Consider the following 3,797-nt stretch of genomic DNA (forward strand, 5'->3'; position numbering starts at 1 on the left):
CCGTTTCACCGGTCTCTCCGGGCGCTTCCCTTCGTGTTCCTGCGTTTCCGACTCTATCAGATCCTCGCGGTCCTGATTTCCGCCGGTGCGTTTCGGCCTTTCGGCTTCTTCGCGTTTCCGACTCTACCAGATCCGTTTTCCGTTCCGTTTCCGGTCGGAATTCATTTCCGGTCCCCGTCGGAGGGGGTTTCTCGCGCCTTCCGGCGTGGTCACTACTTTAGCGGATTCCCCCGGCGACTCATAATCGAGTCTGCGGTCCGAATTCCGGCATGCCGAAATCTGTCCCGTTCAGGGGTCGTGCTGCTGTAGTGATTTGCCGCCGGTGCGGCTCAAGTGGCTGTCCCGCCGCCCTTTCGGACGCCGCGGCAACTCGGAGCACACTACACGAGGGGACGGCGGGGGCCAAAACCGGTGGCGGGCAGCTGTTCGGGGCGGTATGGGGCCGCCCCGCGGCCCCGGGCGTCAGCCCTGGCCGGAGGCCAGTTCGCGGCTGCGGTCGCGGGCGGCTTCGAGGGCGGCGATGAGGGCGGCGCGTACGCCGTGGTTCTCCAGTTCGCGGATGGCGCTGATCGTGGTCCCGGCCGGGGACATGACCGCCTCGCGGAGCTTGACGGGGTGTTCGCCGCTGTCGCGGAGCATCACGGCCGCGCCGATGGCGGCCTGGACGATCAGGTCGTGCGCCTTGTCGCGGGGCAGCCCGAGGAGGATGCCGGCGTCCGTCATCGCCTCGACGAGGTAGTAGAAGTACGCCGGGCCCGAGCCGGAGAGGGCGGTGGCCGCGTCCTGCTGGCTCTCGGCGACGCGGAGCGTCTTGCCGACGGGGTTGAAGAGCGCTTCGGTGCGCTGGAGGTCGGCCTCGGTGGCGTGGGTGCCGGGGGAGATGACGGACATGCCCTCGTCCACGAGGACGGGGGTGTTCGGCATGACGCGGACGACGGGGGTGCCGGCCGGGAGCCGCTCCTCGAAGAAGGTGGTGGGCAGCCCGGCCGCCGCGCTGATGATCAGGCGGTCCTCGGCCACGTGCGGGGCGAGGTCGTCGAGGAGGGCGCCCATGTCCTGCGGCTTGACCGCGAGGACGAGGATGTCGGCGGACTTCGCCGCTTCGGCGTTCGTCACGGACTCGACGCCGTACTTGCCGTGGAGCTCCTCGGCACGTTCCGGGCGGCGGGTGGTGACGAGGACGTCGGCGGGGGACCAGCCGGCGCGGATCATGCCGGAGAGCAGGGCCTCGCCGATCTTCCCGGTGCCGAGTACTGCGACCTTCTGGGACATGGGTCTGTTCACCTCACCGATGCTCTGGACGTATCGCGGGCCATCCTCGCATTTCACCTCCGCGGCGAACCGTCGGTTTCAGCTGCTGGGACCGGACCGGTGGCCGGACCGGTGGGTAGCCGTCGAGGGGCGGGGTAGGGGGCGTGCGGTGTGTGGTGAAGGCGCATTCGGCTGGACGCCCGCCGGCGTGAACGGAGCAGGTAATTCCGGTTCAGTGACCCTGAGTTCATTTTGCTGTTACATGACTCATCGCGAATTGACGTTGCTCCATGGACACAATGGTGATGAGTGTCCAAGCACGCCGGAGGGGGGTCGATGGCCGTGGCAGCCCAGCCGGTCGCCCGTTCGCTGCTGACCGCCCTGTCGGTGCTGCTCGCCGTCCTCTTCGCCATCGACGGCCTGACCACGCAGGTCGCGCCCGTCTCCACCGCCACCTCGCTGCCCGCCGCGTCCTCCACCGCGCTCACCGAGCGCGCCGAGGAGGAGGCCGAGCGCCGCGAGGCGCGCCGGGCCACCGGGGGCTCGACCGCCGTGCCCGTACCGCACCCGCGGGCCGGGCGTCTCCGCGCGGGTGATGCCGGGCGCTCCGCAGGTGGCGAGGACTCCGCTCGTATGCGGGCGGCCCGGTCCGGCGCCGGGCGGACGGCCGCCCTGCCGTTTCCGAGATCCGGCGAGCTGCCCGTCGCGCTTCAGGTCTTCCGCTGCTGACGGTTTCGCCGTCACCGCTCGGCCTATCTCCGTTTTTCCCGTTCTTCTCCTTTTCCTGCTTTCGCTCGTTCCCCTCCTGCCCGTCCCCTTTTTCATGGCCGCGGGCAGCTCGTACGCGCCCTTGACCGGCTCGTACGGTCCGCGCTGCCCGCGCAGGGGTCCGACCCGCTGATCCATCACCCGCCAGGTAACGCATCGCTGGAGGCGCTCCGCATGCAGAAAATTCCGCCCACCCCCATCCGAAAAGTCTGGTCTTCCTGGTTTCGGACCGACGCTCGCGCCGACCTCACCTCCTCCCTCGTCGTCTTCCTCGTCGCACTCCCCCTCTGCGTCGGGGTCGCCGTCGCCTCCGGGGTCCCGGCCGAGCTGGGGCTCGTCACCGGCATCGTCGGCGGCCTGCTGACCGGGCTGTTGCCGGGCAGCAGCCTCCAGGTCAGCGGCCCGGCGGCCGGGCTGACCGTGCTGGTCTACGAGGCCGTGCGGGAGTACGGGCTCGGGGCGCTCGGCGTCCTCGTGCTCGTGGCCGGTCTGCTCCAGATGACGATGGGGGCGCTGGGCATAGGCCGCTGGTTCCGGGCCATATCCGTCGCCGTCGTGCACGGGATGCTCGCGGGCATCGGGCTCGTGCTCATCGCCGGCCAGCTGTACGCGCTCGCCGACGCCAAGGCCCCGGCCGGCGGGCTGGAGAAGATCGGCTCGCTGCCGGGGCTCGTCGCGGACACGGTCGGTTCCTCCTCCGCGCTCACGGCCGTCGCGGTCGGGGCCGGGACGGTGGCCGTGCTCGTCCTGTGGCCTCGCTGGCCGCGCGGCGCGCGTGCGCTTCCCGCGCCCCTGGCGGCGGTCGCGCTGGCCACGGCCGCCGTGGCCGTTCTCGATCTGCCGGTGGCGCGGGTCGAGGTGCACGGCCTGCTCGCCTCGGTGCAGCCGCCGGGCGCGGGCGAGTTCGCGCGCCTGGCCGACGTGGGGGTGCTGGGCACCGTCCTCGCCTTCACCCTGATCGCGTCCGCCGAGTCGCTGTTCAGCGCGGCGGCCGTGGACCGGCTGCACGACGGGCCGCGCACCGAGTACGACAAGGAGCTCATCGCGCAGGGCGCGGGCAACGCGGTGTGCGGGGTGCTCGGCGCGCTGCCGATGACCGCCGTGATCGTACGGAGCTCCGCGAACGTACGGGCCGGGGCGCGGACCAAGATGTCGCGCGTGCTGCACGGGGCGTGGCTGCTGATCTTCGCGGTGCTCTTCCCCGCGGCCCTGGGCGTCATTCCGCTGGCGGCCCTCGCGGGCGTGCTGGTGCACGCGGGCTGGAAGCTCATTCCGCTGCGCGAGCTGGGGCCGCTGTGGCGTCAGCATCGGGGCGAGGCCGTGGTGCTGATGGTGACGGCGGTGGCCATCGTGACGACCAATATGTTCGAGGGCGTGATCATCGGGCTGCTCATGGCGGTGGCCAAGGCGGCGTGGGAGACCTCGCACGTACGGGTCGAGAGCACGGTCGAGACCACGCGGGTGGGAGACGGCGGCACGGCGGCCGACGACGGGAGCACGGTACGGGTCCGGGTACTCGGCAGCGCCAACTTCCTGCGGCTGCCGAAGCTGCTCGACGAGCTGGAGGCGCTGGCGCACTCGCTGCCGCGCGGCCGGGGCGTGGAGCTGGACCTCAGCGGCCTGCGCCATGTCGACCACGCGTGCGGCGTGGCCCTTGAGGGCTGGGCCGAACGGCATGCCCCCTCGACCGGCGGACCCTCGGCCCTGAAGGCGCTGCCTTCGGAGGCGTGACCGCCTGAGCCTGCTCGGGCCCGCCGCTGCCGGAGGGACAGCAGCGG

General features: G+C 71.5%; 3 protein-coding genes. 2 read left to right on the forward strand and 1 reads right to left on the reverse strand.

Going from position 1 to position 3,797, the window contains the following annotated elements; translation table 11 throughout:
* Positions 1-462: 462 nt before the first annotated feature.
* Entirely contained in the window at positions 463-1,272 is an 810-nt protein-coding gene (gene proC, locus ACFU99_RS36740; RefSeq protein ID WP_384400916.1) for a pyrroline-5-carboxylate reductase, read from the reverse strand.
* Between the two features lie 315 nt (positions 1,273-1,587).
* Between proC and ACFU99_RS36745 the strand changes: the two genes are divergently transcribed.
* Together ACFU99_RS36745 and ACFU99_RS36750 are read left to right on the forward strand one after the other, a co-directional pair.
* A complete protein-coding gene (locus ACFU99_RS36745) occupies positions 1,588-1,980 on the forward strand; it encodes a hypothetical protein (RefSeq protein ID WP_384400919.1) in 393 nt (130 codons plus the stop codon).
* A 213-nt stretch (positions 1,981-2,193) separates the two neighbouring features.
* Complete coding sequence (locus ACFU99_RS36750) at positions 2,194-3,750, forward strand: SulP family inorganic anion transporter (RefSeq protein ID WP_384400922.1); 1,557 nt, start codon at positions 2,194-2,196, stop codon at positions 3,748-3,750.
* The last annotated feature ends 47 nt before the right edge of the window (positions 3,751-3,797 follow it).

Origin of the sequence: Streptomyces sp. NPDC057654, from assembly GCF_042800135.1 — a bacterium.
In the GTDB taxonomy this organism is placed as follows: domain Bacteria; phylum Actinomycetota; class Actinomycetes; order Streptomycetales; family Streptomycetaceae; genus Streptomyces.

Excerpts from the sequence above, each read along its gene's own strand:
- ACFU99_RS36750 (WP_384400922.1), top strand. The coding sequence starts at position 2,194 with ATGCAGAAAATTCCGCCCACCCCCATCCGAAAAGTCTGGTCTTCCTGG.
- ACFU99_RS36745 (WP_384400919.1), top strand. The coding sequence starts at position 1,588 with ATGGCCGTGGCAGCCCAGCCGGTCGCCCGTTCGCTGCTGACCGCCCTG.
- proC (WP_384400916.1), bottom strand. The coding sequence starts at position 1,272 with ATGTCCCAGAAGGTCGCAGTACTCGGCACCGGGAAGATCGGCGAGGCC.